The following is a 21,877-nucleotide window of genomic DNA, read 5'->3' on the forward strand; positions in this document are numbered from 1 at the left end:
CGCGCGCGTCACGCGCCGTGCCTAGCCTCAAAGCCTCGACATCGACGTGACGGACCAGCGGAAGGGGGCTTCCGGCGGCCGTCGAGCCTGGAGGCATGCCGATGACCCGCTTCGCCGCACAGCGACGCCTTCCGCTCGAGGCCAAGCGCGCCCTTCGCATCATGCTGATCGCCAAGCACGCCAAGTGGCAGGGCGAACTGCACCCCGAGGACGGCAGCCACGCGGTCTATCACCGCGAGATGCGCCAGACGCTGGAAGAGATCGGCGTCAACCTGGTGGTGGCCGACGAGTATGGCGTGCTGTTCGACCGCCCGGACGTCGACTTCGTCTTCCCGCTGCTGAACCGGGCCGGCTTCCTGAACTCGGAAATGCTGGTCCCGCTGCTCTGCAATCGCCTGGGCTTGCCGTACCTGGGCGCCAGCCCGATCTTGCGCGGCCTGTCGGACGACAAGCACCTGACCAAGCGGGCCGCCGCGGCGCGCGGCGTTCCGACCGCGCCGTGGGCGGTCTATCGTCGCGGCGCGCCGCTAGACGCCGCGCTGCTGCCGCCGGGCGAGCACTTCGTGATCAAGCCGAACGCCTCATCGGCCAGCTGGGGCGTCGGCGACGCCTTCGACTGGGCCGGCGTCCGCGAGGCCGTCGAACGCCTGCACGCGGAAGGTCACGACGTCATCGTCGAGCCGTTCATCCAGGGCCACGATATCGAGGTCTCGGCGATCACGGTCGACGGCGAGCCCTTCATCCTGCCGACCCAGATCGTCGAGCAGATCAATCCGGCCCAGCTGCGCACCTACCAGGAAAAGCGCAACCTGGTCGGCGGTCAGGCCTACGAGATCCGCCCGCTGGAGGACGGCCCGCATCGGCGGATCGCCGAGGCTCGGGCGCGCGAAATGATGCGGGAGTTCATGCCGTTCGACTACGGCCGCTTCGAATTCCGTCTCGACGTCGCCACCGGCGAGGTCCAGTTCCTGGAAGTGAACCTGAACTGCAATCTGTGGTCCAGGAAGACCATCTCGATGGCCGCCCAGCAGATCGGCTGGAGCCATGCGGAGCTGATCGAGACCATCCTGACCGAGAGCCTGGAGCGCCAGGGCCTGATGCGGAGGGCGTTCGATGTCGCCGCCGCCTGAAGCCTTTGTCGGCGTCATCCTGGCCGGCCAACGGCCCGGTCGTGTCGATCCCCTGGCTGAAGAGGCCGGGGTCGTGAACAAGAACCTTGTCCCGATCCGGGGCGCGGCCCTGGTGCGCCATGTGGTCGAGGCCCTGACGGCGACGCCGGGCCTGACGCGGCTGCGCATCGTCGTCGAGCCGGGGACCGCGCCCCTGATCGACGCGATCCTGCCCAGCACCCGGGTGCTGATCGAGTACGTGCCGGCCGCCAACAATCTCGCCGACAGCGTCTATGCGGCGGCCGTGGGCGTGGGCGCCATGCCGCTGCTGGTGACGACGGGTGACAACGTCCTGCTGACGCCCGGCGCGGTGACCGAGGTGCTGGCGGCCCTGAAGGTGGCCGACGTGTCCCTGGCCATGGCGACCCAGCGGTCGGTGATGGAGGCCCATCCGGAAGGCCAGCGCCGGTTCTACAGGTTCCGGGACGACGCCTATTCGAACTGCAATCTCTACGCCTTCTCCGGCCCGGCCGCGACGAGCGTGGCCGAGAGCTTCCGCAGCGGCGGGCAGTTCGCCAAGAAGCCGATGCGGATGATCATGGCGCTGGGGCCGATCAACCTGGCTCTGTTGTTGATGGGCCGTCTGTCGCTGCGCGGAGCGCTCGGTCGCCTGGGACGGCGCTTCAAACTGAAGGTCGAGCCTGTGGTCCTGGCCGACGGCGCCCACGCCATCGACGTCGACAACGCGCGCACCTACGCCGTCGCCGAGGCGCTGCTGAGCAAGCGGGCGCTGGCGAGCGCGGCCTGATCAAGGATGGGGCGGGCCTCGTGGCTAACGGCGGTTAGGGCGCTTTTTTAGGGTTGCGGATACGACTGTCACGCATCCTCATTATACATCCTATGCGGGAGGCGTGGTGATGAAGTCGAGAATCCGTGCGCGCAAGCACCCATTCCCGGGCGCCTGGCTGGTCCTGGGCCTGCTGACCTGCGTGGCCCTGTTCTGGATGGGCGCGCAGGCGAGCGATCATCTGTCCGGCGGACTGTCCACCGCCGCCATGCTGGGCGCGTTCGTCGCCATCTGCGTCGGGCCGGTGCTGCTGGCCGTGACGGTCGTCTGGGGAAGCTTCGCGTTCTTTCGCTGGCTCTGGATCGGGCGCTGAGCCCGCATCCTCCCCACGACGCGGGGGAGGGGATCCAGAATCAAAAACGCCCGGCTATCGCTAGCCAGGCGTCTTGTGTCGTAGCGCGTAAGGCGATCTTACTTGATCTTGCCTTCGCGGAATTCGACGTGCTTGCGGACGACCGGATCGTACTTCTTCAGCACCATCTTCTCGGTCTTGGTGCGGGCGTTCTTCTTGGTGACGTAGAAGAAGCCGGTGTCCGCCGTCGAGTTCAGGCGGATCTTGATTGAAGCCGGTTTGGCCATAGTCGAATCCCTGCGGTGGTCGCGCAGGTTCCCGCGCGTTGGAAATAGGAGGCGCGGAACATACTCATCGGTGACTCAAAGTCAATTGCCGGAAGTCAGTTGGTGCCGGAAGTCAGTTGGTGGGGCAGCGCCTGTACGGAAAGTCCGCCGATCGCGCCTGACCGCCGACGGAACCCTCGATCCGGGCCACCAGGGTGTCCTTATCGACCAGACGATAGAGAATCCGTTGCGGGAAGTCGTGCTCGGGCGCTTCGAAGGTCACGGCGTTCTCGGCGATCTCCTTCATCGGGAAGGCGGCTTCGGCCTGGCCGGAGGGAATCGCCACGAACTGCGGCTTGCCGTCGGCGGCGGGCAGGATGCGCATGAACTCGTACTCGCGCAGCTTGCCGTCCCGGACGCTGCGGCTCATGCCGATCATCGCGCCGCCGGCGGGCGCCAGCCACTGCTCCTCGATCTTCGTGCCGTTGGGCTGGGTCAGGGTCCAGCAGCCGGCGATGAAGCCCAGCCTATCGATATCGCCAGAAGGCGGGACCGGCGGCGTGGCGGCCAGGGCCAGGGCGAACAGTGTGGTGAGCATGTGCTTCCCTCGGGAGCCTGAACTAGAGGTGGGACAGGCGCCGCTTGCCGTTCAGGAAGCGCATGAAGGGGGCCGGCCGTCCAGTGTCGGCGAGTCGCTGGCCGATCTCGTGGACCACGAAGCGGGTGATATTGGGCAGATCCAGCGCCATCGCCTCCTGGAAGTCGACCCAGGCGATCTCGTCCAGCTCGCCGCAGTCGGGACGGCGATCCAGCGACAGCAGCGCCTCGGCCGGGGCCATGAAGAAGCGAGCGTCGAAGCGGCGCGGGCGATAGGGCGGGGTGATGGCGCGGGCGACGAAGCTGAGCGGCGCCAGGTCGGGCAGGGCCCCCTGGGCCAGGAAGGGCCGCCAGGGCCCCGCGCCGGGCCGTACAGGGGCTTGGCGGGCCAGCAGCAGGCCTGTCTCCTCGAACGTCTCCCGGACCGCCGCCAGGGCCAGGGCGCGGGCCAGGCGGGCGGGCCTGGGATGACGAGGCTCCTGCTCCAGCCGCGCGGCGACCTCGGGCGAAAGTTCGGTGGCGCTGGGAGCGTCGTAGTCGGCGCGGTCGACGCGGCCGCCCGGGAACACCCACTTGTCGGGCATGAAGGCGTGACCGCCGTTGCGTCGGCCCATCAGCAGGCGCGGTTGCGGTCCGTCGGTGCGGACGATGATCACGGTGGCCGCGTGCTTGGGCGTCAGCGCCGCGCCGGTCTCGCGCACGGCGCCGTCGTGGATCGTGTCGAATTTCGCGTCGATCGGCGGCAGGCTCATGCGCTCAAGTTAAACCGATCCGCGGGACTGCATAGAGCGACCCGACGTCAAGCCAGCGGGCGCTTGACCCTTCGCCACGACGCGCCCCAAGGTCGCTCCGCTTTTCGTGAGGGGGTTTTGTGATGATCGGACGGGTTTCGGCGCTGGCGATGATGGCCGGCCTTGTTTTTGGCGCGCCGGCGATGGCCGCGCCTTCCACCGCCAAGATCGAGGCGGCGGTCAAGGCTGTGCAGCCCAAGGTCATCGCCTGGCGGCGCGACATCCACGAACATCCGGAACTGGGCAATCAGGAGGTCCGCACCTCGGCCCTGATCGCCAAGGAGCTGAAGGCCCTGGGCTTCGAGGTCCGCGAGAACGTCGGCAAGACCGGCGTGGTCGGCATCCTGAAGGGCGGCAAGCCCGGCAAGGTCGTGGCCCTGCGCGCCGACATGGACGCCCTGCCGGTCGAGGAGAAGACCGGCCTGCCGTTCGCCTCCAAGGTCACCGCGACCTGGGAAGGCCGCACGGTTCCGGTGATGCACGCCTGCGGCCACGACACCCACGTGGCCATGCTGCTGGGGACCGCCACGGTGCTGGCCGGCATGAAGGCCGACATCAAGGGCACGGTGGTCCTGATCTTCCAGCCCGCCGAGGAAGGCCCGCAGGCCGGCGAGGAGGGCGGCGCCAAGCTGATGATCCGCGACGGCGCGCTGGACAAGCCCAAGGTCGACGCGATCTTCGGCGTCCATATCGGCCCGGCCGACGCCCACCTGCTGAACTATCGCCCCGAGGGCTTCTACGCCTCGTCGGACCGACTGACGATCACCGTGAAGGGCAAGCAGACCCACGGCGCGCGGCCCTGGGCGGGCGTCGACATGGCCAGCGTCGCGGCGGACATCATCCAGGCCACGAACCAGATCGCCGCCCGCCAGGTCGATGTCGGCGCCTCGCCCTCGGTGGTGACGATCGCCGTCATCAACATGGGCATGCGCCAGAACATCATCCCCGAGGACCTGAAGATGGAGGGGACCATGCGGACCTTCTCCACCGCCCGCCATGACGACCTGGTCGCCAAGATGCAGAAGGCCGTCGCCGCCATCGGCGACCGCTACGGCGCCAAGGCCGAGGCCGTGTTCAGCCAGCCCTATCCGGTGACCTACAACGACCCGGCGCTGTCGGCCTGGGTCAAGACCAGTCTGGAGAAGGCCTCGCCCGGCAAGGTCGACGACAAGGCCGCCTTGGTGACGGGCGCCGAGGACTTCTCGATGTACGCCGAGAAGGTCCCGGCGGTGTTCGTCCAGCTGGGCGGGCGCAAGGCGAACGTGCCGGCGGCGACCGCGCCGGCCAACCACTCGCCCTATTTCGACGTCGACGAGGCGGTGTTCGAGACCGGCGTGAAGGCCGAGGTCTTCATGGCGCTGGACTATCTGGAGCGGAAGTAGCGGCGGCGCTGGCCCCCTCCACCGCCTTCGGCGGTCCCCCTCCCCCAAGAGGGGGAGGAGAGGTCTCGCCGTGAGGGCGGGGCTTGGCTCTCCGCCCCGCTTGGGGGCGGACAGACCTGCGTCAGCAGGTCAGGCGGGGGCTTGTGCTGAGTCAATCGCCCGCGCCTCGAACCACGGCGTGATCCGCTTCAGCGCCTCCTCGACCTCGGCCGTGGAGACCGCGAAGCTGAAGCGAATGAAGCGATTGCCCTCGACCGGATCGAAGTCGACGCCCGGCGCCGTCGCCACGCCGGTGTCGCGCAGCAACTGTTGGCAGAAGCTCAGCGAGTCGTCGGTCAGGTGGCCGATGTCGGCCCAGATGTAGAAGGCGCCGTCCGGCGGGGCGATCTTGCGCAGGCCAAGGGCAGGCAGGGCGTCCAGCATCAGCTGGCGGTTCCGCCGATAGACGTCGATATGGCCTTCCAGCTCGTCGATGCAGTCCATCGCGGCCAGCCCCGCGTGCTGGCTCAGCGACGGGGCGGTGAGGAACAGGTTGCCGACATAGGCCCGGGCCCGTTCCAGGTCCTCGCCCTTCGGCGTCAGCAGCCAGCCCAGCCGCCAGCCGGCCATGCTGAAGTACTTGCTGAAGCTGTTGACGATCAGGGCGTCGGGCGCGAACTCCAGCATCGAGGGCGTGCGGCCCGCGTAGCTGAGGCCGTGATAGATCTCGTCGCTGATGATGCGGATGCCGCGCTCGCGACAGACCTTGGCGATGGCTTCCAACTCCTCGGGCGCGATGATCGTACCCGTGGGATTGGCGGGGCTGGCGACGATGACGCCGGCCGGGGCGGGGTCCAGTTCGGCGAGATGCTTCGCCGTCAGCTGGAAGCGATCCTCCGGCCCGCAGGCGATCTCGACCGGTTCGAGGTGCAGGGCCTTCAGGCTGTTGCGGTAGGCGACGTAGCCCGGGCGGGCCAGGGCGATCCGGTCGCCGGGCGTGAACACGCTGGACAGCGCCAGGACCAGGGCCGGCGAGGCCCCGCAGGTCAGGACGATCCGCTCGGGCTCGACGTGGACGCCATAGAGGGTCTGGTAGCGCTCGGCGATCCGCTGGCGCAGCAGGGGGCTCTCCCAATAGCCCATGGCCTCGGCGTCGAGGATCTCGCGGGCCTTGACGATCGCCTTGCTCGGCGCGCCCGTCGAAGGCTGGCCGAACTCCATGTGGATGATCGAGGCGCCCTCGGTCTTCAGCTGGTGAGCCAGGCGGCTGATGGCGATGGCGTGGAAAGGTTCGATCTGCGCGCGCATGGCTCTGCTTAGCGGGGTTTGACGTGGCGCGCATCCCGCTTGAGAAGGAAGTCATGCGCTTGCTGACTCTCGCCGCCATCCTGTGTCTCGCCACCCCCGCCTTCGCCCCGAAGGCCTGGGCCCAGACCGCGCTCCCGCTGAATATCGGCGGCCGAGTCGCGCCAGCGCCGGACGGGACTTACGAGTTTGGCTGGCCAGGGGTCTATTTCGAGGGGCGCTTCAACGGTTCGTCCGTCGAGGTGGTGGTCGATACCGGCGCCGAGCATCTGGCCGTCAGCGTGGATGGCGCGCGCAAGGCCGAGCTGACCAAGGCCGGCGAACTCCATCTGCTGCTCGATCGGCTGGGGCCCGGCGAGCACGTCGTGCGCCTCGACAAGCTGACCGAAAGCCAGACGGGTTCGGCGCGGTTCGAGGGCTTCTTCGTCGGGCCGAGGGAGGCGGCCTTGCCGGCGCCCAGCCGTCCGCGCCGGATCGAGTTCATCGGCGATTCCTACACGGTCGGCTACGGCGTGCGCTCGACCAGCGGCACTTGCACCGAAAGCCAGGTCCACGACCTGACCGACACCAGCCTGGCGTTCGGCCCGATCCTGGCCGGGCGGCTGGACGCCGACTACCGGATCGAGGCCTTCTCGGGCCGGGGCGTGGTGCGCAACTACAACGGCCTGGCGCCCGGTGAGCCCTTGCCGGTGCTGCTGCCGCGGATCATCCCCGGCCAGGCCGAGCCGCGCGTGGCGGCGGATGATCCGTGGATGCCGGACATCGTCGTCATCGGCCTGGGGACCAACGACTTCTCGACGCCGCCACATCCGGGCGAGGCCTGGGCCGACGAGGCGGCGTTGCGCGAGGACTACCGCGAGACCTATGTGGCCTTCGTCCAGGGCCTGAAGGCCAACCGGGCCAGCGCGCGCGTGTTCCTGATCGCGGGCGACACCTTCGCCGAGGACGTCGCCGAAGTGGCCGACCGCACCGGCGCCAAGGCGGTGCGGATCACCGGCATGGACCGCGGGGCTTGCCACGGCCACCCGTCGGTCGCGGATCAGAAGATGATGGCGGACAAACTCGAGGCGGCGATCAAATCCTCCCCCTAGCGGGGGAGGTGTCGGCTCGAAGAGGCGACGGAGGGGGAAGAGGCAAGGCTTCAAGCACTTTCCCCCACCGGCGCTTCGCGCCGCCTCCCCCGCTAGGGGGAGGATTTCCGTCTAGCACCGACGCCTAGCGCCGCTTGCCGCGCCGCACGCCTTTCGGCAACCCGCCGCGCGGCTTCACGGCCGCCTGGCGCCTGGCCCCTAATCTGGGCCGCGGCATCTTCGGATCCGCCGGCAGCGGGTCGCTGAGCATCTCGAACAGGAGCCCGCCGGTGACCGGCGTGGCCTCGACCAGCTTGACCTCGACGTTCATGCCCAGCGTCCAGCGCTGGCCGCTGCGGTCGCCAACCAGGGCGTGCAGCTTCTCGTCGTGGACGAAGAACTCCTCTCCCAGGGTCGAGACCGGCACCAGGCCGTCGGCCCCGGTGTCGGCCAGCTTCACGAACAGGCCAAAGCGCGTGACGCCGGTGACCCGGCCGGCGAAGGTGGCGCCCACCCGGTCGGCCAGGAAGGCGGCGATGTAGCGGTCGGTGGCGTCGCGCTCGGCGGCCATGGCCCGGCGCTCGGCGTGGGTGATGACCTCGGCCGTGTCCTTGATCTGGGCGATGTCCTGGTCGGTGAGACCGTCGTCGCCCAGGCCCAGGGCCCGGATCAGGCCCCGGTGGACGATCAGGTCGGCATAGCGGCGGATCGGGCTGGTGAAGTGGGCGTACTTGGCCAGGTTCAGGCCGAAGTGGCCGATATTGTCGGCGCTGTAGTGGGCCTGCATCTGGGTGCGCAGGACCACCTCGTTGATGATCGCCGCGTTAGGGCCCTCGCGCGTCTCGTCCAGCAGCTTGTTGAACCGCGCGGTCTGCGGGGCCTGGCCCTTGTCCCAGCGGATCTCCAGCGTCTGCAGGAAGTCGGCGAGGTTCTGCACCTTCTCCAGGCTGGGTGTGTCGTGCACCCGATAGATCAGCGGCGAGCGCTTGGCTTCCAGGCTCTCGGCGGCGCAGACATTGGCCTGCACCATCATCTCCTCGATCAGCTTATGGGCTTCCAGGCTGGGGCGCTTGGTGATCGAGAGGATCTCGCCCTGGCGGATGATGATCCGGCGCTCGTCGCTCTCGATGGCCAGCGGCGAGCGCGCGTCGCGGCCGATCTTCATCGTCCGATAGGCTTCCCAAAGGGGCTGGAGGATCGGCTCCAGCAGCGGGCCGGTCTTGTCGTCCGTCTGGCCGTCGATGGCCGCCTGGGCCTGCTCGTAGGACAGCTTGGCGGCCGAGCGCATCAGGCCGCGCACGAACTTGTGGCCCTTCTTGCGGCCCGACTTGTCGAACACCATCCGCACGGCCAGGGTCGCGCGGCTCTCGCTCTCGCGCAGCGAGCACAGGCCGTTGGACAGGGTCTCGGGCAGCATCGGCTCGACCCGGTCGGGGAAGTAGACGCTGTTGCCCTTCTCGCGGGCGTCGCGGTCCAGGGCCGAGCCGGGGCGGACGTAAGCCGCGACGTCGGCGATGGCGACCCAGACCACCCAGCCGCCCTTGTTGGTCTCGTCCTCGTCGGGATGGGCGTAGACGGCGTCGTCGTGGTCGCGGGCGTCCACCGGGTCGATGGTCACGAACGGCAGCTTCCGCAGGTCCTCGCGACCCGTCAGCGTCGGCTCGACGGCGGCCTTGGCCTCGCGTTCGGCCTCCTCGGAGAAGCCGGTCGGGATGCCGTGGCTGTGGATGGCGATCAGCGAGGCGGCGCGGGGATCATTCTCGGTCCCGACCACCTCCAGCACCTTGCCGGGCTTGGGGCCGTAGCGGCCGCCGTGCGTGCCGACCTGGGCGATGACGAGGTCGCCGTCCTTCAGGTCGTGGGCGACGCTGGGATCCAGCAGCAGGGTGTCCTTGGACTTGCGGTCGACCGGCTCGACGCGGATTTCCTTGCGGTGCTTGCGGATGACGCCCAGCACCTTGTGGGCGCTCTGGCCCAGCTTCTTGATCAGCTTGGCCTCGAACTCGCCGGTCTCCAGGCGCTCGAAGCGGACCAGCAGACGGTCGCCCAGGCCCGGCGCGCCGGCCGCGGCCTCGCCCTTGGTCGGGGCCAGGCGGACGTTCGGCACGTCGTCGTCGGACTTGGTCAGCTTCACATAGAGCTCGCCATCGACATCGCGCTCGACCACGTCGGCCACGCCGACGGGGGGCAGGGAGCCCGGCTCGGCGAAGCCCTTGCGGCCGCGCTTGGCCAGGGCTCCCTGGGCTTCCAGCTCGCGGATCATCTCGCGCAGGGCCCGGCGGTCGGCGCCCTTCAGGCCGAAGTGGCGGGCGATGTCGGCCTTGCCGCTCTCACCCGCGTCGCGCAGGAACGCCAGCAGCGTCTCGCGGTCCGGCAGACCGGCGGGCGGCTTGGGCTTGAAAGTCTTGGCCTTTGAAGGCTGGGGGGGGCGAAGTTTGGCCATGTCCTGCCTTAACCCGTTCGAGGGGCGGCGGGCGAGATTTTCTTCTCCTCCCCCTCTTGGGGGAGGAGAGGCGAACCCTAGTACAGATCTTCGATCGACTTCGGCGGTGGCGGGTCGGCCGGCTTGGGGGCGGTTTCAGCGGGGGCGGGCGTCGCGACGGCCGGCGGCGCCTCGATGACGGGAGCGGGGGCTTCCTGCTCGACGGTCTGGACCTCGACGGCCTTGGGCTTGGGCTTCTCGACGGGCGGCGGCTCGTAGGCGAGGGCGGGGGCGGCGTCCTTGACCGGCACGCCCGAGACCTCGGCCAGCGGCTGCTTGGAGGTCTCCGGCCCGCTGCGATCGATCTTCATGGCGTTGGTCAGGCCCATGGCGAAACCGCCCACGCAGCACAGGATGAGCGCGGACACCACGACATGCAGCGGCAGGGGACGTTCCAGCGTCGTCATGCTCGAAACCTACTCTCCTCCCGATCCCCTGAACAGACTAGGCATCACAGACTAGGCTTCGTCGTCCCAGGGGGCGGCGCCGTCCTCGCTCGTCGCCGCGACCTTGGCTTTCGGTGCGGCCTTTTTCGCCGCCGGCTTCTTGGCGGCGGGCTTCTTCGCGGCCGTCTTCTTGGCCGGAGCGTCGCCTTCCGCCTTGGTCTTGGCGGCGGCCTTCTTCGGAGCCGCCGCTTTCTTCGCCGGCTTCTTGCCGCCGCCCTTGGCGGCGCGCTCGGCGATCAGGGCCACGGCCTCTTCCATGGTGATGGAGGCCGGGTCCTTGCCCTTGGGTACATTGGCGTTGGTGTCGCCGTGCTTGATGTAGGGGCCGAACCGTCCTGACAGCACGCGCACGGGCTTGCCGTCCTCGGGGTGATTGCCGATCTCGGCCAGGGCGGTGGCGGCGCCGCGCTGCGGACGTCCGCCGCCCGCGCGCTTGTCGGCCAGGATGGCGACGGCGCGGTTCAGGCCGACGTCGAACACCTCGTCGGGGTTCTCCAGATTGGCGTAGGTGCCGTCGTGCAGCACGAACGGCCCGAAGCGGCCCAGGCCCGCCGTGATGACCTTGCCGTCGTCCGGGTGCTTGCCGACTTCGCGCGGCAGCGAGAGCAGGCGCAGGGCCTTTTCCAGGTCCATGGCCGAGGCGATCCAGCCTTTGGGCAGGGACGAGCGCTTGGGCTTGTCGCCGCTGTCGGCGGCCGCCAGTTCCTCGACGTAGGGACCAAAGCGGCCGTTCTTCAGCCACACGGCCAGGCCGGTCGCGGGATTGACGCCTAGTTCCTTGTCGGCGCTCTCGGCCTCGCCGTCGCCTTCCGACACGCCCAGCTGGCGGGTGTAGCGGCACTCCGGATAGTTCGAGCAGCCGATGAAGGCCCCGAACTTGCCGGTCTTCAGGGACAGCTGGCCGACATTGCAGGTCGGGCACAGGCGCGGGTTGGAGCCATCCCCCTTGTCCGGGAAGATGTGCGGACCCAGGGCCTCGTTCAGCGCGTCGAGCACGTTGGTGGTGCGCAGCTCGGCGATCTCGCCGACGGCGGCGTGGAAGTCCTTCCAGAAGTCGCGCAGGAACTGCTTCCAGTCCAGCTTGCCGTCCGACACCAGGTCCAGCTGCTCTTCGAGCGCGGCGGTGAAGTCGTACTCGACGTAGCGCTTGAAGAACTGCTCCAGGAACGCCGTGACCAGGCGGCCCTTGTCCTCCGGGACGAAGCGCTGCTTGTCCATCTTCACGTATTCGCGGTCGCGCAGCACGGTCAGGACCGAGGCGTAGGTCGACGGACGGCCGATGCCCAGCTCTTCCATCTTCTTGACCAGGCTGGCTTCCGAATAGCGCGGCGGCGGTTCGGTGAAGTGCTGGTCGGCGCGGGCCTCGATGACCTTGGCGCTGGCGCCTTCCTCGATCATCGGCAGGCGGGCGCTGTCCTCGTCATCCGCGTCGTCGCGGCCTTCTTCGTACACCGCCAGATAGCCGGGGAAGAGCACGACCTGTCCGGTGGCGCGCAGGCCGGTCTGGCCATCGCTGCTTTCCAGGTCGACCGTGGTGCGCTCGATGCGGGCGCTTTCCATCTGGGAGGCGATCATCCGCTTCCAGATCAGTTCGTAGAGGCGGCCCAGATCCGACTCCAGGCGCAGCGAGCCCGGGTTACGATTCAGGCTGGTCGGGCGGATGGCTTCGTGGGCCTCCTGCGCGTTCTTGGCCTTGGCCTTGTAGTAGCGCGGGGTCTCGGGGACGTACGTCGCGCCATAGACATTGCCGATCACGCTGCGCGCCTCGGCGATGCCTTCCGGCTCGACCGACACGCCGTCGGTCCGCATGTAGGTGATCAGACCGACGGTCTCGCCGCCGATGTCGATGCCTTCATACAGCTTCTGGGCGGCCTGCATGGTGCGCTGGGCGGAAAAGCCCAGCTTGCGGGCGGCTTCCTGTTGGAGCGTCGAGGTGGTGAAGGGCGGGGCGGGCGAGCGCTTGCCGGGCTTCTTCTCGACGGCGGCGACCTTGAACACCGCGGCCTGAACGGCGGCCTTGGCGGCCAGGGCCGAGGTCTCGTTGTTCAGGTCGAACTTGGTGAGCTTCTTGCCTTGGTGCTTGACCAGGCGGGCGGTGAACGGATCGGCGCCGGCCGAGACGTCGGCGTCGACGCTCCAGTATTCCTGGGTCTTGAAGCGCTCGATCTCCATCTCGCGCTCGACGATCAGGCGCAGGCAGACCGACTGCACGCGGCCGGCCGAGCGGCTGCCCGGCAGCTTGCGCCACAGCACGGGCGAGAGGGTGAAGCCGACCAGGTAGTCCAGGGCGCGGCGGGCCAGATAGGCCTCGACCAGCTCCATGTCGACGTCGCGCGGATTGGCCATGGCCTCCAGCACGGACGTCTTGGTGATGGCGTTGAAGGTGACGCGCTGGACCGACTTGTCCTTCAGCGCCTTCTTCTTGTTCAGCACTTCCAGCACGTGCCAGCTGATCGCTTCCCCTTCGCGATCCGGGTCGGTGGCCAGAATCAGGCGGTCGGCCTTCTTCAGGGCGTCGACGATGTCGCTGACCCGCTTGGAGGCCTTGGCGTCGACCTCCCAGCTCATGGCGAAGTCGTTGTCCGGCTCGACCGAGCCGTCCTTCGACGGCAGGTCGCGGATGTGACCGTAGGAAGCGAGAACCGTGTAGTCGGACCCGAGGTACTTGTTGATGGTCTTGGCCTTGGCCGGGCTCTCGACGACGACGACGTTCATTCTGACTCTTGTTCAGGAAAGGGGATCGCCCGGAAGGCGAGCGCCGGGAAAGTGGGGGCTTCACCCCACGTCTGTCAACGTGAGGACCCAGAAACAGTGAGGCTTGGGCGTCTGGTAGGCGCTTGTTAAGGTCATTGCACGACAATGCTATGGCTAGTTTCACGACTGCTGTGACCCCGATGGACATGACCGTCAATCGGATCGCCACCGAGGCCTATGTCTCGCCGATCCAACCGATCAAGCCCGTGACCTCGAACGCCGAACGCGCGGAGATCGCCGATCGGCTGAAACAGGCCGTCCGCGCCGCGCCGGCCGCGGGCACGGGCCTGCTGGTCGACCTGTCGGTCTGAACCCTCCCTCCAAGCTTGACCAATCGCCACGTTCCTGACGCGGGGACGTGATTTTCCAGGACGCCTGGGCCGGCGCTTCGGCCCGTGGCCTGGCGGACTGATGGCGCGGTGGAAACGACGAGGGGGCAAGGGCGTCGCCCTGGTCGTGAGCATCGGCGCGCATGTCGGGGCTCTGATGGTCCTGTTCGCCACGCACATCACACCGCCGCCGCCCGAGCCGCCGTCGGTGATGGTCACGCTGGTCGACCCGCCACCTCCGCCTCCACCGCCGCCACCCCCGCCGCCGCCGCCCGCGCCGCATGACGCGCCCAAGTCGCCGGTGAAGGCCCCGGCCAAGCCGCCGTCGCCCGAGAAACCCAAGGCGGCGCCCAAGGCCGCGCCGCGCTCGCCCTTGCGCGTGTCGAAACTACCGCCGCCCAAGGACGTGACGCCGCTACCCGCCAGCCGTAACCCCGGGCCCAGCCCCGTGCTGGGACTGGGCGAGTCCGAACTGATGGGCGCCGCGACGGCTGGCTCGGGCAGCGGCAGCGGCGGCGGTGGGGGCGGGGCCGGCTGCGACATGGTCCGGCTGCTGCAGGAAGGCCTGCGCAAGAATCCTCGCGCCCGCGCCTCGCTGATGCGGGCTCACGGCGCGACGGTCGGCGCCGGTCGCGCGCCGCTGGTCTGGAGCGGCGACTGGGCTCGGGTCGCTGGCGAGGAGGGCGATGGTCTGGCGGGCCTGCGCGAGATGATCATGATGGAGGTCGCCTTCGCCCCCGCCGCCTGCCGCGCCGAACCGATGCGGGGCCTGGTCCTGATCTCCCTGAACGACGGCCCGGGCGGCGCTCGCTTCGCCCTGGGCGGCGGGCGCTGGCGGTGGTCGGACCTGCTGTTCGCCAAGGGCGCGCGTAGAGGTGGCTAGAGCCGTTCGAGCAGGTAGAGGCAGCCGACCGTGACGGCCGTCGTCTCCCGGCGCAACGGGATCTCCTGGCGCTCGACGATCCGGAAGCCGGGGGCGCTGGTGGTCTCGACATAGTCGTCGCCATGGGCGTAGCGCGCCGTGGGCAGGAGCCGCCAGCCAGTCTCGCCGAGTTCGGTGCTGACGGCCAGCAGGCCGCCGGGGGCGAGGGCCGCGGCGGCGGCGGCGAACAGCGGAACCAGGTCGCCGAAATAGATCAGGACGTCGGCGGCGACGATCAGGTCGAAGGCGCCACGATGGCTCTCCAGATACGCGATGGCCTCGGCATGGACCAGGTGGTCGTAGCCGCCGCGCTCGGCGGCCTTGGCCAGCATGGCGGACGAGAGGTCAACCCCGGTCAGTTCAGCGCCGAATCGTTCCAGGGCCGGCGCGGCCAGGCCCGTGCCGCACCCCAGGTCTAGGATCCGCTCGAACCGCGCCCGCCGGCCCGCCACGAGGTCGGCCAGCAGCGCCGGCGCGCGGTAGTCCAGCATCTCGACCAACTGGCGGTCGAACCGCTCGGCGAAGTCGTCGAACAGGGCCTCGACATAGGCCGGCGGCGCCCGGTCGATGCTGGGATCGACCAGCACGCGCAGCTCGTGCGCTCGGATCTTGTCGTCCGGATGGCGCGCCTCCAGCCAGGCGCCGAGGGCGCGGGCCGCGTCGAGCCGCTGGAAGGCCACCAGGATGCCGAAGCCCTCGCGCGCCACGGTCTCCAGGTCCTCGGCCAGCGGACCGGCGAGCTTGGTGTAGAGCTCCAGCGCGCTGTCGGCCGGGGCGCGACCGAGGGCGTTGTAGGCGGCAGCGCGGGCCCAGGTCACGCGAGCGCCCTCGGGCAGGGGCTCCACTGCATCGGCGGCCGCGAAGGTGTCGGCGGCGCGGGAGAAGTCGCCGGTCAGGAACAGGGCGTGGGCCAGGCATTGTCGACGCACCGGCTCGGCGTTCGGCGCGTGCGCGGCCCAGGTCAGCGGCGCGACGGCCTCCTGGAAGCGCCGCGCGATCAGCAGGTTCAGGCCCAGACCGAACAAGGCTTCGTCGTGGTCGGGCTTCATGACCAGCACGGCGCGGAACGCCGCCTCGGCCTCGTCCAGCCGGCCTTCGGCGCCCGCCGCCACGGCGACGGCGAGCATGTCCTCTATGGCTTGGGTGTCCATCGTCGCTCCCTTCAGTCGACGACTCGCGGGAGACTCGACTATCCGGAGTTAGACTCCAGCGACCAGCCCGCCGTCCAGCAGCTCCGCGCGGCCGGCCAGACTCAATTCCACCAGCGCCGCCATCACCGCCGAGGCGGGCGCGGCGGCGGCGCGGACCAGGTCGTCGCGCGAGACCGGCGTAGGCGAGAGCAGGGCGGCGACGCGCTCGCGCAGGGCGTCGTGGTCGATGTCCAGGTCCGGCTGGGCCTCGTAGCCGCGTTCGCGTTCCCGCAGGTGGATCTGGCCCGACAGCGAGCGCAGCACGTCCTCGGCCCCCTCGCACAGGATCGCGCCCTGGCGGATCAGGTCATTGGTTCCCTTCGAGCGCGGGTCCAGCGGCGAACCCGGCACGGCGAAGACGTCGCGGCCCTGCTCGGCGGCCAGGCGGGCGGTGATCAGCGAGCCGGACTTCAGCTCGGCCTCGACCACGACCACCCCCAGGGACAGGCCCGAGATGATGCGGTTGCGGCGCGGGAAGTCCTTGGCCTGGGCGCGGCGGTCGGGGGCGCTCTCGGAGACGACGCAGCCTTCGGCGGCCAGGCGCGCGTGCAGCTTGTCGTGCTCGGGCGGATAGACGTCGCCGACCCCGCCGCCCAGCACGGCCACGGCGCCGGTGGCCAGCGAGCCCTCATGCGCCGCCCCGTCGATGCCGCGCGCCATACCCGAGACCACGACATAGCCGGCGGTCCCCAGGTCGGTCGCCAGTTGGCGGGCGAAGCGCTGGCCGGCGGCCGAGGCGATGCGGGCCCCGACGATGGCCAGGCTGGGCTCGGAGAGGAGTTCGGCGCGGCCCAAGGTCCAGATCACGGGTGGCGGCGGATCAAGCGCCGCCAAGCGCGGGGGGAAGTCGGGCTCGCAGCCGCAGATCAGCCGCGCGCCCAGCGTCTCGCCCGCAGCGAGTTCCTGCTCGATCGCCTCGCGTGGCGGCAGGGACAACGGCACGGCGCGCCCGCCGCGTCGGGACAGGTCGGGCAGGGCGGACAGCGCCCGCTCGGGCGTGCCGTAGCGGTTGATCAGATGTTCGAAGGCGACGGGGCCGACGGTCTCGGTGCGCGCCAGGCGCAGCCAGGCGAAGCGCTGGATGTCCGAGAGCCGGCCCTGGATCACGGCGCGTCGATGATGGGAGGGGCTTCCTCCGCGCTCTTCTTGTTGCCGATCTTCGGCTCCTGGCCCTTGAGCAGGCGGGCGATGTTTTCGCGGTGGCGGATGAAGATCAGCACGGCCATGAACAGGCACAGGAGCATGATCGGATAGGGCTGGTCGAAGGCCAGGGCGAACGGCGCGGCCAGGACCGCGGCGACCAGGGCGGCCAGCGAGCTGATGCGCAGCAGGAAGGCCACGGCCAGCCAGGTCGCGCCGGCGGCGATGCCCACCGGCCAGGCGGCGCTGAGCAGCACGCCGTAGAAGGTGGCCACGCCCTTGCCGCCCTTGAACTTCAGCCAGACCGGGAACAGGTGGCCCAAGAACGCCGCGCCGCCGGCCAGGGCGATGACCGCCGCGTTGCCGTGGGTCAGGTAGCGGGCCAGCAGCACCGCCACCACGCCCTTGCCGGCGTCGCCCAGCAGGGTGATGGCCGCCAGGTCCTTGCGCCCCGAGCGCAGCACGTTGGTCGCGCCGATATTGCCCGAGCCGATCTGGCGGATGTCGCCGGCCCCGCCCAGGCGCGTGGCGATCAGCCCGAACGGAATGGATCCGAGCAGGTAGCCGCCGACAAGGGTGATGGCGAGCGTCAGATAGGTGGCGGCGGCGAGATCTTGCACGGTTCGACCCTAAGGCGAGTTGCGCGCGAATTCAACCGCTGCGCAAGCGAGAGTTGTGGGTAAAGGTGTAGTGCAGACTCGAGGCCAGAGCAAAAAGCCGTGAGTCCTCCGAGGCGCGCCTGGGGAGCGCGCACCCCGAAGGAGGGCCTCTACCCCTCCGCCCGGTGCACCACGCGGCCGTCGACCACCGTCATCAGCACCTGACCCTGCAGCCTGCGTCCGTCGAACGGCGAGTTCTTGGACTTCGACAGCAGGCGTGCGGCGTCGATGATGATCGGAGCGTCGATGTCGCACAGCGCCAGGTCGGCCGGCGCGCCGGGGGCGATGCGGCCGCCGCGCAGGCCCAGCAGCTCGGCCGGAGCCAGGGTGACGGCGCGGATCAGGTCGACCAGGGCGATGCGCTCGTCATGATACAGCGACAGCAGGGCCGGCAGCAGGGTCTCAAGGCCCACGGCGCCGGGGACGGCCTCGTCGTAGGGCAGGCGCTTGTCCTCGGCCGGGGCCGGGCTATGCGACGAGACGACGATGTCGATCAGGCCGCTGGCCAGGGCCTCGATCAGCGCCTGGCGATCGTCCTCGCCGCGCAGGGGCGGGTTGAGCTTGGCGAAGGTGCGGTAGTCGCCGATGTCCAGCTCGTTGAACGACAGGTGGTTGATCGACACCGAGGCGCTGATCCGCAGGCCCTTCTTCTTGGCGCGGTCCAGCGTCTCCAGCGCCTGGGCCGAGGTGATCTGGTCGACCAGCAGCCTGCCGCCGGTGGCCTCCAGGAGAGCGACATCGCGCTCCAGCATGATCCGCTCGGCCATCGGCGAGATCGAGGGCAGGCCCATGCGGCCGGCGAACTCGCCGCCGATCGCCGCGCCGCCCTTGGCCAGCCACGGGTCCATCGGACGGTGGGCCAGTAGGGTGTCGAAGCCCTTGGCGTAGGTCAGGACGCGCTGCATGACCTTGCTGTCGACGATCGGTTTGCCCGCGTCGGTGATGTAGACGCAGCCGGCCTCGCGCATCAGGCCGATCTCGGCCATCTGCTCGCCGTGCAGGCCCTTGGTCGCCGCGCCGGCCACCAGGATGCGGGCGCTGTCGATGTCGCGGGCCCGGCGCAGGATGAAGTCGACGACGCTGGGGTCGTCGATGGCCGGGGCCGTGTCGGGCTGGACCACCATCGAGGTGACGCCGCCGGCCGCCGCGGCCTTCGCCGCCGAAGCCAGGGTTTCCTTGGTCTCGGCCCCAGGCTCGCCGGTGCGGACGCGCAGATCGATCAGGCCGGGCGCCAGCAGCGCCCCGCCGCAGTCGATGACGCGCACGGCCTTCGACAGCTTGCCGAACTCGCGGCCCTTGGCGACGTCGGCGATGACGCCTTCGGAGACGATGACGCCGCCGGGACCGTCATAGCCGCTTTCCGGATCCACCAGGCGGGCGTTGACGAGAGCGATGGGCTGGGCGGACGTCATTGGGCTGCCTCCAGAGCGTGGCGTTTCGCCACGCTCCTATGTTTGAGGTCGAGGCTGTTTATCGGCTTCTGATCGAACATCAGAAGCCGACAGCCTCGATACGAGCCGCGAGGCTGGTCAGCACCGCCATCCGGGCGGCGACGCCCATCTCGACCTGGTCCTGGATCAGGCTGACGGCCGGATCGTCGGCGACGTCGCTGTCGATCTCGACGCCCCGGTTCATCGGGCCCGGGTGCATGACCTTGGCGCCGGGCGCGGCGCGGGAAAGCTTTTCGCGATCAAGGCCGTAGAAGCGGAAGTATTCACGGGTCGAGGGCACGAATGCGCCCTGCATCCGCTCCAGCTGCAGGCGCAGCATCATGACCACGTCGGCGCCGGCCAGGCCGGACTTCATGTCGTGGTGGACGGTGACGCCCCAGCGCTCGGCCTGGGCCGGCATCAGGGTGGGCGGACCGACCAGGCGCACGCTGGCGCCCAGGGTGTGCAACAGGGAGACGTTCGAGCGCGCCACGCGGCTGTGCAGCACGTCGCCGCAGATCGCCACGGTCAGGCCCGAGACGCGGCCGAAGGCGCGGCGGATCGACAGGGCGTCCAGAAGGGCCTGGGTCGGGTGCTCGTGCTGGCCGTCGCCGGCGTTGACCACGTGGCCGCTGACCTTCTGGCTGAGCAGGGACGCCGCTCCCGACGAGGCGTGGCGTACGACCAGCAGGTCGGGCCGCATGGCGTTCAGCGTCACGGCGGTGTCGATCAGGGTCTCGCCCTTGGCCACCGACGAGGTCTTGGGGTTCATGTTGACGACGTCGGCGCCCAGGCGCTTGCCGGCCAGCTCGAACGAGCTCTGGGTGCGGGTGCTGTTCTCGAAGAACAGGTTCATCAGCGTCCGGCCGCGCAGCAGGTCCAGGCTCTTGGACGTCTGGCGGTTGAAGGCGACGAACGCGTCGGCCAGGTCCAGCAGATCCGTCGCCTGGGGCGCGTTCAGATCCCCGGCGGAGAGGAAATGGCGTTTGGGAAAGGCGAAGACGCGGGCGCGGATCGCATCGATGGCCGCGCGGGCGGGATCATGGGCTGGTGCCGTCATGAGCTCGCCTCATAGGCGGCTTTGGAGGGGAAGGGAAGCGTGGGGGGCGGCGCGCCGGAGACTGTCCTCAGGAATATTCACGAAGTTTGACATGTCGATCGTGCTTCCGGGGTCGCTCGCGCTTGTTGCCGGGGGGCGAAGGTGGGTACTCTAGCTTCATGCGTTTCGCACAGGCTCCGCGGGGGTGGCCATGCTGTTACTCTTGATCGCCTTGCTGCAGACCGCCGAGCCGCCGCCTCAGGAGACGAAGGCGACCCTGCAGTCGTGCGAGACCACCGAAAAGGGCTGGGTCTGCCACTATCAGATTCCGCAGGCCACGATCGTACGGCCGCTGGATCCCGCGCCGCCTGGGATCATGGTCGCGCCGCCGCTGGTTATGCCGAACGATTCCGCGCCGCAATCGCCTCAGCAGCCGCCGCAAGCGCCCGTCGTCGCGCCGATCGACAACCGCGCCGAGGCCGCGCGGCAGACGCGCCTGATCGCTCGCTGCGCCGACGCCAAATGGTACTCGCCGTGCCTGCCCGGCGAGCGCAAGGAAGCCCAGATCCTCCGCGAAGCCGCGCTCAACGCCGCGACGCTGCGGAGCCATGTCACGACCCTGCTCAGCGAGAAGCGTTGCGACGACGCGGTGAAGACCGCGCTGGAAGGCGGCGACCTGGCCCTGGCGCGTGAAGCCCGCGAGTTCTGCGCGGTCCCGCAACACTAAGATCAGTCCAAACGAAAAGAGGCGGGAAGCTTGTGGCCTCCCGCCTCGAATTCTTTCGGCTGGTCCCGAGCCTTAGTGGCGCGGCGGAGCCGGCTCGCAGCGCACGCCGTCGGCGCAGCCCGTGAAGTGGATTTCGGGCGCCTCGACCGTCACGGCCGACGGGCGGACGAAGACTTCCGGACGGTGCAGGTAGATCTGCGGCGCGGCCACGCGAACCGGCGGCGCGTCGACATAGACCGGCGGACCCTGGATATCGATGCGGCCCGACGGCACGACGACCGGCTCGCCGATGACGCGGACGCCCGGCGCGGCGACGGTGATGTCGCCATAGCCCGAGGTCGGACCGTAGAAGACCACGGCGCGGGTGCACAGGCAGTCGATGCCGGCGGGACCCGACGGCGGGGGCGGCGGGGGCGGATAGCCCTGCGGCGGCGGAGCGGGCGCATAGCGCGGAACCGGTCGCGGCGCATAGTTGCGTCCGTCGGCCATCGCCGAGCTGACCGACAAACCGGCGACGGCGAACGCCATCAGCCCCATCAAGACCTTTTTAGTCATCCGAGCCCCTCGTTGCCCTCAACCCAGGTATACGTCGCCACGGAGCGAACCTGGGGTTCGATCCGGGGCGCGACCTTAACCATATTCAAAAGCAGAACAATGTTGTCGCGGTTTTTCCCCAAGGAAGGGAGTTTCCCGTTCCCCGAAACGAGGAAAACTCGCGTCGAGGGATGTTCTGGACCTCGACAGCGCAAGTCACGGCTGAATGCGGTTAGTGATCGCGTCTGGCGGGAAGGTGGTCGTCGCATGGGATTACCTGCCAGACGAAGCTGGCCTCGCGAATCTTCCGCTGCTTGGTGACGACGCGATAGGCCGGTTGGACCGGGCGCTGCGGGTCCGCCTCCTGGTCGACATAGCTCTCGTATTGAGCGGGCCGGTAGATCTTCTCGTAGCACTTGCCGGGCTCGGGATTGGGCGGGCAGTCGTCGCCCGCGCCCGCGAGGCTCCCGCCAGCCGTCAGGGTGACGAGCAGGACAGCGCTCGCCGTGGCGGCTTGTCTCAATCGTCCGAAGCCTTTGGCTCTCATGCCCGTTCCCGCCCGCGAACCAACCAAGCTTATCCATACG

At 69.3% G+C, this 21,877-nt stretch carries 22 protein-coding genes; 8 read left to right on the top strand and 14 right to left on the bottom strand.

Annotated elements, in window-relative coordinates; translation table 11 throughout:
• The first annotated feature begins 101 nt into the window (after positions 1-101).
• The 3 genes from AC1RJ9_RS24825 (at position 102) to AC1RJ9_RS24835 (ending at position 2,269) form a co-directional block, all read left to right on the top strand.
• On the top strand, positions 102-1,130 hold the full coding sequence (locus AC1RJ9_RS24825) for a D-alanine--D-alanine ligase family protein (RefSeq protein WP_492840863.1): 1,029 nt from the start codon (positions 102-104) through the stop codon (positions 1,128-1,130).
• Entirely contained in the window at positions 1,114-1,917 is an 804-nt protein-coding gene (locus AC1RJ9_RS24830) for an NTP transferase domain-containing protein (RefSeq protein WP_492840865.1), read from the top strand. Before AC1RJ9_RS24825 ends, AC1RJ9_RS24830 begins: the two co-directional genes overlap by 17 nt.
• A 109-nt stretch (positions 1,918-2,026) precedes the next feature.
• The gene (locus AC1RJ9_RS24835) at positions 2,027-2,269 is read left to right on the top strand and encodes a hypothetical protein (protein WP_492840867.1); all 243 of its coding nucleotides are present in this window, start codon (positions 2,027-2,029) and stop codon (positions 2,267-2,269) included.
• Positions 2,270-2,367: 98 nt separating this feature from the next.
• Here the strand turns inward: AC1RJ9_RS24835 and rpmG are convergent, their stop codons facing one another.
• The 3 genes from rpmG to AC1RJ9_RS24850 form a co-directional block, all read right to left on the bottom strand.
• Entirely contained in the window at positions 2,368-2,535 is a 168-nt protein-coding gene (gene rpmG / locus AC1RJ9_RS24840) for a 50S ribosomal protein L33 (protein ID WP_004620056.1), read from the bottom strand.
• Positions 2,536-2,647: 112 nt separating this feature from the next.
• Positions 2,648-3,112, bottom strand: coding sequence for a DUF6265 family protein (locus AC1RJ9_RS24845; RefSeq protein WP_492840869.1), 465 nt, complete (start codon positions 3,110-3,112; stop codon positions 2,648-2,650).
• A 22-nt stretch (positions 3,113-3,134) separates the two neighbouring features.
• Positions 3,135-3,863, bottom strand: coding sequence for an NUDIX hydrolase (locus AC1RJ9_RS24850; protein ID WP_492840870.1), 729 nt, complete (start codon positions 3,861-3,863; stop codon positions 3,135-3,137).
• A 122-nt stretch (positions 3,864-3,985) separates the two neighbouring features.
• On the opposite strand from AC1RJ9_RS24850, the gene AC1RJ9_RS24855 reads away from it, so the two are divergent.
• Entirely contained in the window at positions 3,986-5,284 is a 1,299-nt protein-coding gene (locus tag AC1RJ9_RS24855) for an amidohydrolase (protein WP_492840872.1), read from the top strand.
• Between the two features lie 129 nt (positions 5,285-5,413).
• Here the strand turns inward: AC1RJ9_RS24855 and AC1RJ9_RS24860 are convergent, their stop codons facing one another.
• Positions 5,414-6,571 (bottom strand): pyridoxal phosphate-dependent aminotransferase, encoded by a 1,158-nt coding sequence (locus tag AC1RJ9_RS24860; RefSeq protein WP_492840874.1) that lies wholly within the window; start codon positions 6,569-6,571, stop codon positions 5,414-5,416.
• Between the two features lie 53 nt (positions 6,572-6,624).
• Here AC1RJ9_RS24860 and AC1RJ9_RS24865 point away from each other — a divergent pair, with 53 nt between their 5' ends.
• A complete protein-coding gene (locus AC1RJ9_RS24865; protein WP_492840876.1) occupies positions 6,625-7,659 on the top strand; it encodes an SGNH/GDSL hydrolase family protein in 1,035 nt (344 codons plus the stop codon).
• A gap of 124 nt (positions 7,660-7,783) precedes the next feature.
• Here the strand turns inward: AC1RJ9_RS24865 and rnr are convergent, their stop codons facing one another.
• The 3 genes from rnr to topA all read right to left on the bottom strand — a co-directional run bounded on the left by rnr (position 7,784) and on the right by topA (position 13,281).
• Entirely contained in the window at positions 7,784-10,081 is a 2,298-nt protein-coding gene (gene rnr / locus AC1RJ9_RS24870; protein WP_492840878.1) for a ribonuclease R, read from the bottom strand.
• Positions 10,082-10,158: 77 nt separating this feature from the next.
• Positions 10,159-10,527, bottom strand: coding sequence for a hypothetical protein (locus AC1RJ9_RS24875; protein ID WP_492840880.1), 369 nt, complete (start codon positions 10,525-10,527; stop codon positions 10,159-10,161).
• A gap of 51 nt (positions 10,528-10,578) precedes the next feature.
• Positions 10,579-13,281 (bottom strand): type I DNA topoisomerase, encoded by a 2,703-nt coding sequence (gene topA, locus AC1RJ9_RS24880; protein ID WP_492840882.1) that lies wholly within the window; start codon positions 13,279-13,281, stop codon positions 10,579-10,581.
• A 179-nt stretch (positions 13,282-13,460) separates the two neighbouring features.
• On the opposite strand from topA, the gene AC1RJ9_RS24885 reads away from it, so the two are divergent.
• Positions 13,461-13,631, top strand: coding sequence for a hypothetical protein (locus AC1RJ9_RS24885; protein WP_492840939.1), 171 nt, complete (start codon positions 13,461-13,463; stop codon positions 13,629-13,631).
• Between the two features lie 100 nt (positions 13,632-13,731).
• Positions 13,732-14,532 carry a hypothetical protein gene (locus tag AC1RJ9_RS24890; RefSeq protein ID WP_492840884.1) on the top strand — a complete coding sequence of 267 codons (801 nt, stop codon included), beginning with the start codon at positions 13,732-13,734 and terminating at the stop codon, positions 14,530-14,532.
• Here AC1RJ9_RS24890 and AC1RJ9_RS24895 read toward each other — a convergent pair.
• The 5 genes from AC1RJ9_RS24895 to AC1RJ9_RS24915 form a co-directional block, all read right to left on the bottom strand.
• Positions 14,529-15,722: a methyltransferase domain-containing protein gene (locus AC1RJ9_RS24895; protein ID WP_492840886.1), complete on the bottom strand. Its 1,194-nt coding sequence runs from the start codon at positions 15,720-15,722 to the stop codon at positions 14,529-14,531. The two genes, AC1RJ9_RS24890 and AC1RJ9_RS24895, sit on opposite strands and share 4 nt — an antisense overlap.
• 48 nt (positions 15,723-15,770) lie before the next feature.
• Positions 15,771-16,868 carry a DNA-processing protein DprA gene (dprA, locus tag AC1RJ9_RS24900; protein WP_492840888.1) on the bottom strand — a complete coding sequence of 366 codons (1,098 nt, stop codon included), beginning with the start codon at positions 16,866-16,868 and terminating at the stop codon, positions 15,771-15,773.
• Positions 16,865-17,521, bottom strand: a complete 657-nt coding sequence (gene plsY / locus AC1RJ9_RS24905) for a glycerol-3-phosphate 1-O-acyltransferase PlsY (RefSeq protein WP_492840890.1) — start codon at positions 17,519-17,521, stop codon at positions 16,865-16,867. The genes dprA and plsY overlap by 4 nt, the downstream gene beginning before the upstream one ends.
• Before the next feature lie 149 nt (positions 17,522-17,670).
• The gene (gene pyrC, locus AC1RJ9_RS24910; RefSeq protein WP_492840892.1) at positions 17,671-18,972 is read right to left on the bottom strand and encodes a dihydroorotase; all 1,302 of its coding nucleotides are present in this window, start codon (positions 18,970-18,972) and stop codon (positions 17,671-17,673) included.
• 79 nt (positions 18,973-19,051) lie between these two features.
• Positions 19,052-20,050 (bottom strand): aspartate carbamoyltransferase catalytic subunit, encoded by a 999-nt coding sequence (locus AC1RJ9_RS24915; protein WP_492840894.1) that lies wholly within the window; start codon positions 20,048-20,050, stop codon positions 19,052-19,054.
• Between the two features lie 190 nt (positions 20,051-20,240).
• Here AC1RJ9_RS24915 and AC1RJ9_RS24920 point away from each other — a divergent pair, with 190 nt between their 5' ends.
• Entirely contained in the window at positions 20,241-20,756 is a 516-nt protein-coding gene (locus tag AC1RJ9_RS24920; RefSeq protein WP_492840896.1) for a hypothetical protein, read from the top strand.
• Positions 20,757-20,828: 72 nt separating this feature from the next.
• On the opposite strand, the gene AC1RJ9_RS24925 is transcribed toward AC1RJ9_RS24920, so the two are convergent.
• Together AC1RJ9_RS24925 and AC1RJ9_RS24930 are read right to left on the bottom strand one after the other, a co-directional pair.
• Complete coding sequence (locus tag AC1RJ9_RS24925; protein WP_492840898.1) at positions 20,829-21,311, bottom strand: hypothetical protein; 483 nt, start codon at positions 21,309-21,311, stop codon at positions 20,829-20,831.
• A gap of 211 nt (positions 21,312-21,522) precedes the next feature.
• Positions 21,523-21,837 (bottom strand): hypothetical protein, encoded by a 315-nt coding sequence (locus tag AC1RJ9_RS24930; RefSeq protein ID WP_492840900.1) that lies wholly within the window; start codon positions 21,835-21,837, stop codon positions 21,523-21,525.
• Between the last annotated feature and the right edge of the window lie 40 nt (positions 21,838-21,877).

The organism is Caulobacter sp. GW822-FHT07D08 (genome assembly GCF_058798735.1).

Bases quoted from the DNA above. Each gene is read 5' to 3' on its own strand.
- AC1RJ9_RS24890 (WP_492840884.1), top strand. From the start codon at position 13,732: ATGGCGCGGTGGAAACGACGAGGGGGCAAGGGCGTCGCCCTGGTCGTG.
- AC1RJ9_RS24835 (WP_492840867.1), top strand. From the start codon at position 2,027: ATGAAGTCGAGAATCCGTGCGCGCAAGCACCCATTCCCGGGCGCCTGG.
- AC1RJ9_RS24865 (WP_492840876.1), top strand. From the start codon at position 6,625: ATGCGCTTGCTGACTCTCGCCGCCATCCTGTGTCTCGCCACCCCCGCC.
- AC1RJ9_RS24930 (WP_492840900.1), bottom strand. From the start codon at position 21,837: ATGAGAGCCAAAGGCTTCGGACGATTGAGACAAGCCGCCACGGCGAGC.
- AC1RJ9_RS24850 (WP_492840870.1), bottom strand. From the start codon at position 3,863: ATGAGCCTGCCGCCGATCGACGCGAAATTCGACACGATCCACGACGGC.
- AC1RJ9_RS24885 (WP_492840939.1), top strand. From the start codon at position 13,461: ATGGACATGACCGTCAATCGGATCGCCACCGAGGCCTATGTCTCGCCG.
- rnr (WP_492840878.1), bottom strand. From the start codon at position 10,081: ATGGCCAAACTTCGCCCCCCCCAGCCTTCAAAGGCCAAGACTTTCAAG.
- AC1RJ9_RS24925 (WP_492840898.1), bottom strand. From the start codon at position 21,311: ATGACTAAAAAGGTCTTGATGGGGCTGATGGCGTTCGCCGTCGCCGGT.
- AC1RJ9_RS24860 (WP_492840874.1), bottom strand. From the start codon at position 6,571: ATGCGCGCGCAGATCGAACCTTTCCACGCCATCGCCATCAGCCGCCTG.
- pyrC (WP_492840892.1), bottom strand. From the start codon at position 18,972: ATGACGTCCGCCCAGCCCATCGCTCTCGTCAACGCCCGCCTGGTGGAT.
- AC1RJ9_RS24875 (WP_492840880.1), bottom strand. From the start codon at position 10,527: ATGACGACGCTGGAACGTCCCCTGCCGCTGCATGTCGTGGTGTCCGCG.
- topA (WP_492840882.1), bottom strand. From the start codon at position 13,281: ATGAACGTCGTCGTCGTCGAGAGCCCGGCCAAGGCCAAGACCATCAAC.
- AC1RJ9_RS24845 (WP_492840869.1), bottom strand. From the start codon at position 3,112: ATGCTCACCACACTGTTCGCCCTGGCCCTGGCCGCCACGCCGCCGGTC.
- AC1RJ9_RS24825 (WP_492840863.1), top strand. From the start codon at position 102: ATGACCCGCTTCGCCGCACAGCGACGCCTTCCGCTCGAGGCCAAGCGC.
- AC1RJ9_RS24830 (WP_492840865.1), top strand. From the start codon at position 1,114: ATGTCGCCGCCGCCTGAAGCCTTTGTCGGCGTCATCCTGGCCGGCCAA.
- rpmG (WP_004620056.1), bottom strand. From the start codon at position 2,535: ATGGCCAAACCGGCTTCAATCAAGATCCGCCTGAACTCGACGGCGGAC.
- AC1RJ9_RS24915 (WP_492840894.1), bottom strand. From the start codon at position 20,050: ATGACGGCACCAGCCCATGATCCCGCCCGCGCGGCCATCGATGCGATC.
- AC1RJ9_RS24920 (WP_492840896.1), top strand. From the start codon at position 20,241: ATGCTGTTACTCTTGATCGCCTTGCTGCAGACCGCCGAGCCGCCGCCT.
- AC1RJ9_RS24855 (WP_492840872.1), top strand. From the start codon at position 3,986: ATGATCGGACGGGTTTCGGCGCTGGCGATGATGGCCGGCCTTGTTTTT.
- AC1RJ9_RS24895 (WP_492840886.1), bottom strand. From the start codon at position 15,722: ATGGACACCCAAGCCATAGAGGACATGCTCGCCGTCGCCGTGGCGGCG.